Genomic DNA, 4,841 nt, shown 5'->3' on the forward strand with positions numbered 1-4,841 from the left:
AACGGGATCATATTCAACCAGAAGTATAATGCGGAGACATTAAAAGGGGAGGACGCCAATAAAAAGATGATGGATTACATCACGACGTATCAAACTTTGGGCGGGGCGCATATCCAACTGAATGTTATCGATTCGGATACGCTGCGCGATGCGAAGGAACATCCGGAAAAGCACAAGGGGCTTGTCGTGCGTGTAGCCGGGTATAGCGCATTTTTCAACGAGCTAGCAGAAGAGATACAGGACAGCATCATTGAGCGTACAGAGCACCAGATATAATACAGCAAGCAACTACTCTTTTTCATTTTAATACAGGGCGTTGGTAAGAAATTCAAACCACCGCCCTGTATTAATTAAAAGAAAAAATAAAAAATTCTAAAAAATAATAAAAAACTATTGAAATTGTATAATCAATCTGCTATGATAAGCACATAAAAGAGAACTCACCCCGCCGGGTCATATTTCCGGCAAGGGGATGTGGATCATATTAACACAATCACAAAGGATTACAACAATAAATATTCAGCGGAACGAGATGGTATACGTAAGGTAAGAAGGTTTGATTTTGTCTTTTCGACTTTAATCTGCTGAAAATGGATCGATACACAAACGCGAAAGGGCAATCTATTGATGGAAGCAACAGGAATGATCTTTAATATACAGCGCTACAGCCTGCATGACGGGGACGGCATACGCACAAATATTTTTATGAAAGGATGTCCGCTGAAATGCAAGTGGTGCTCCAACCCGGAATCGCAGAACTATTTTCCGGAGATGAGCCTTGTGGCGGACAACTGCATGGGATGCGGCCATTGTTATGAGATATGCGCAACAAAGGCGCTGACGCCTGACGCGTGGGACAGGACGCTGTGCACGGGCTGCGGAAAATGCGAATTTATTTGCCCGACCGGCGCGCGGGAGATCATGGGAAAACGTATGAGCGTCGAAGAAGTGACGCAAGAGGTGATGAAGGATCATCCGTTTTACCAGACGTCGGACGGCGGCGTGACTTTTTCAGGAGGGGAGCCGCTTACGCAAAGCGAGTTTTTGGAGCAGCTGGCGATCCGCCTGAAAGGAAACTTCATCCATCTGGCGGTGGAGACCTGCGGCCAGTTTGATTGGGAAAAAGGGAAAAAGGTACTCGAGCATACAGACCAGATATTGTTTGACATCAAACACATGGATAGCGCGGTGCACAAGGAGCTGACGGGGCTTGGTAACGAAACGATCCTAGATAATGCGCGCAAAGCCGCACAGATGGGAAAAGACATGATCGTGCGGGTGCCGGTGATCGGCGGGTATAACAACGACGACGGGAATATCAAGAAAACGGCGGCTTTTGCAAAGGAGATCGGCGTTGAGGAGATGCACTTGCTGCCTTATCACCGCTTTGGGGAATCGAAATACAAGAAGATGCATATGGCGTACGAATGTGACGATGCATATACGCCGGACGATAAGGAGATGCAGCGCTTAAAAGAGTTGGCGGAAACATACGGACTTGTCGTACGGATTGGCGGGTAATCATTTTAAAAGTGAAATAGATGAAGAATGTTGGTTGAAGGAGGAAAAAGAATTGCTGGACACAAAAGCACTTGAAATGAAGAATATCACGAAAAGCTTCATGGGCGTCCATGCACTAAAAGATGTCAGTTTTTCGGCCTATAAGGGGAAAGTAAATGTATTGATAGGCGAAAACGGGGCGGGAAAATCTACCCTGATGAAGATACTGGCAGGCGCGTACAACAAGGATTCCGGGGATATTTTTATTGACGGGAAACAGGTGGAGATACACAACCCGAACGATTCGATGACCAATAAGGTCGCGATGATTTACCAGGAGCTTAACCTATGCCGTGATATGACGGTACAGGAGAACGTATTCCTTGGCAAAGAGATCACCAAAGGGATGCTTATCAACAAAAAAGAAACGATGAAGCGTACCGCGGAATTGATGGAAAAGTACGAAATGGGCATCGACCCGATGGACGTGGTAAGCAAGCTGAGCGTGGCGAAGCAGCAGATGCTGGAAATCGTAAAAGCGCTGTCGGTGGACGCAAAGATCATTGTTATGGACGAACCGACGTCGTCGCTCACATTGCAGGAAGTGGAGCACTTGTTCCGTATCATCAAACAGCTGACAGACGACGGCGTAACGATCATCTACATCTCGCACCGCATGGAAGAATTGTTTGAGATCGGCAACTACATCACGGTTATGCGTGACGGCGAATATATCGGCGAATGGCCGATCGAACAGGTTACGCAGGAGCAGCTTATTACCTCAATGGTAGGCAGGGAGATTACACAGATGTTCCCCAAGCAGGAGGTGCCGATCGGCGATACCGTGTTAAAAGTCGAAGGGCTGACCAAAAAAGGAATGTTCAATGACATCAGCTTTGACTTGAGGCGCGGGGAGATTCTTGGTTTTTCCGGCCTGGTGGGCGCGGGACGTACGGAAGTGGCTCTTTCCATCTTTGGAGCGATGAAGTACGACAGCGGCTCTGTCAGCGTGGGCGGAAAACCGGTAAAGATCAAAACACCGTACGATGCGATGAAGTATAAGCTGGCCTACCTGCCCGAGGACAGAAAGCTTCTGGGCGTGGACCTTAATAGCAAGATCAGGAACAACATCAGCGTGACCAATATGGATAAGATCACAAAGGGCGGTTTTTTGAACTTCAAACGCGAGACGGAGATATGTAATGATGCCGTCAAGCAATTGCGGATAAAGACGCCGTCTATCCTGCAACTTGTGGGAAACCTGTCGGGCGGTAACCAACAGAAGGTCGCACTGGCAAAGTGGATCACGCGCGATGTGGATGTGCTGATTTTGGACGAACCGACGCGCGGTGTGGACGTCGGCGCAAAGGAAGAAATACATAAGATCATTGTGGAGCTTGCACGGCAGGGGATCGGCATTATACTGATCTCGTCCGAGCTGCCTGAGGTGCTGGGGATGTCCGACCGGATCATCGTTATGCACGAAGGGGAGATGAAGGCTGTGATGAATGCACAGGAAGCAACACAGGAGAGGATCATGTCATACTCGGTGGGAAACACAGAACAAATTGAAGGGGGACTCAGTTAATTATGGACAAGGAAGTAGTATTGGCAAAGGAAAATACGGTATGGGGGAAGATCAAACGCTTCCCACAGCTGAGTATTGTATGTGCCTTTATCGTATTGTTCGTCGTACTCTCGATCGCTTCGGACTCGTTCCTTACGGAAAGCAACCTGATCAACGTTGTACGTCAGGCTTCTCCGTCGCTGATCGTAGCAATCGGTATGACGTTTGTACTGATATTGGGAGGGATCGACCTTTCGGTTGGTTCGGTGGCATGCCTCGCGGGAACGCTGGCGGCAGGCTTTATGACGACAAACGGACTGCCGGTTCCGGCAGGGCTGCTGTTAGGGCTTTTGGTTGGTGCGGCAATCGGGCTCATCAACGGTATTATCATTGCTAAAGTAAAAATCCCAGCATTTATCGTAACGCTGGCGCTCATGAGCACGGCCCGCGGACTGGCTCTCGTCTACACGGGCGGTCGTCCGATCACAAACATCCCTGAAGCTGCGCTACAGCTTGGCCGGGGCTATGTGGGAGCGATCCCGGTGCCGGTCATCATTATGATCGTGGTCGTGGCTGTGGCATGGATCGTCCTGGGCTCTACGAAGTTCGGACGCCACGTATACGCGACAGGCGGCAATGAAGAATGCGCAAGGCTTTCGGGTATCAAGGTCGACTGGACAAAGATCGCGGTCTATACGATCAGCGGTTTTACAGCAGGCCTCACGGGTATCCTGCTGACGATGCGTCTTGCGTCCGGCCAACCGACGCTTGGACAGGGAATGGAGCTTGACGCGATCGCAGCGGTCGTATTGGGCGGAACAGCATTGACTGGTGGTAAGGGTTACATCTTTGGTACGATCATCGGCTGCCTGTTCATGCAGCTTCTAAGCAACGGCTTCAACATTCTCGGCATCTCGTCTTTCTGGCAGCAGGTATTTACAGGTATCATCCTGCTGGTGGCGGTCAGCCTGTATGAAAAAGGTAATAAATAAGTTTGCACGGAAAAAACCGTGCGCAATATAAGTAAAAACGGAGGAAAAGAAATGAAGAAAGTATTGGTATTGGTACTTGTAGTGGCTATGGCAGTGACAGCTTTTGTTGGATGTGCTGCTCCGGCTGCTCAAGAATCCTCGGCGGCTCCTTCTGAGAGCGCGGCTGCTCCCAGTGAAAGTGCTGCGGGCGAAGAATCTGCGGCACCGGCAGCAGATGGAGACATCACGATCGGTCTGACATTGATGGACTATAACTTCCCCTTCTTCCAGGATATGCTGGCAGCAGCTAAGAAGGAAGCAGAGGCACAGGGTGTCAAGCTCATCGACCTTGATGGCGCTGGCGACGTCCAGAAGCAGCTCGAGGGTGTTGAAGATATGATCAGCGGTACGAAAGTAAACGCGCTTATCTTAAACCCTGTAGATTCCGCGGCGATCTCTCCGGCAACGCTGGAAGCAAACACCGCTGGTATCCCGGTTGTAACAGTTGACGTTCGCTCTGAGCAGGGCGACACTGTGGCTCACGTAGCATCCAACAACATGGACATCGGACGTGAAGCAGGCAAATATGCTGTAGAGCTCCTGAAAGAAAGAAACGGTTCTGAAAAAGGCAAAGTGTTGATCATCGGCTATCCGCAGATCACATCCATCGCTGATAGAGCGGCTGGTTTCAAAGAAGTTATGGAACAGTATCCTGACGTTGAAGTAGTAGAGCAGGATCCGACAAACCTGAACGTACAGGAAGCACAGGCCCTGATGGATAACCTGATCCAGACATATCCGGA

The 4,841-nt window shown here is 49.7% G+C and carries 5 protein-coding genes; all 5 read left to right on the top strand.

Translation table 11 applies throughout. The features are described from left to right. Positions 1 to 276, top strand: a 276-nt coding sequence (locus VB081_RS11235) for a glycine radical domain-containing protein (protein WP_323400904.1), incomplete at its 5' end; no start/stop codon positions are given. A 351-nt stretch (positions 277 to 627) separates the two neighbouring features. Beyond that, positions 628 to 1,521 (top strand): glycyl-radical enzyme activating protein, encoded by an 894-nt coding sequence (locus tag VB081_RS11240; protein WP_323400905.1) that lies wholly within the window; start codon positions 628 to 630, stop codon positions 1,519 to 1,521. A gap of 52 nt (positions 1,522 to 1,573) precedes the next feature. Beyond that, positions 1,574 to 3,088, top strand: a complete 1,515-nt coding sequence (locus tag VB081_RS11245; protein WP_323400906.1) for a sugar ABC transporter ATP-binding protein — start codon at positions 1,574 to 1,576, stop codon at positions 3,086 to 3,088. A 2-nt stretch (positions 3,089 to 3,090) separates the two neighbouring features. After that, entirely contained in the window at positions 3,091 to 4,059 is a 969-nt protein-coding gene (locus VB081_RS11250; protein WP_323400907.1) for an ABC transporter permease, read from the top strand. 51 nt (positions 4,060 to 4,110) lie between these two features. Beyond that, on the top strand, positions 4,111 to 4,841 hold a 731-nt coding region (locus VB081_RS11255), incomplete at its 3' end, for a sugar ABC transporter substrate-binding protein (RefSeq protein ID WP_323400908.1).

It is taken from the genome of Christensenella sp., assembly GCF_034927525.1.
Lineage (GTDB): Bacteria > Bacillota > Clostridia > Christensenellales > Christensenellaceae > Christensenella.

Excerpts from the sequence above, each read along its gene's own strand:
- VB081_RS11240 (WP_323400905.1), top strand. The coding sequence starts at position 628 with ATGGAAGCAACAGGAATGATCTTTAATATACAGCGCTACAGCCTGCAT.
- VB081_RS11250 (WP_323400907.1), top strand. The coding sequence starts at position 3,091 with ATGGACAAGGAAGTAGTATTGGCAAAGGAAAATACGGTATGGGGGAAG.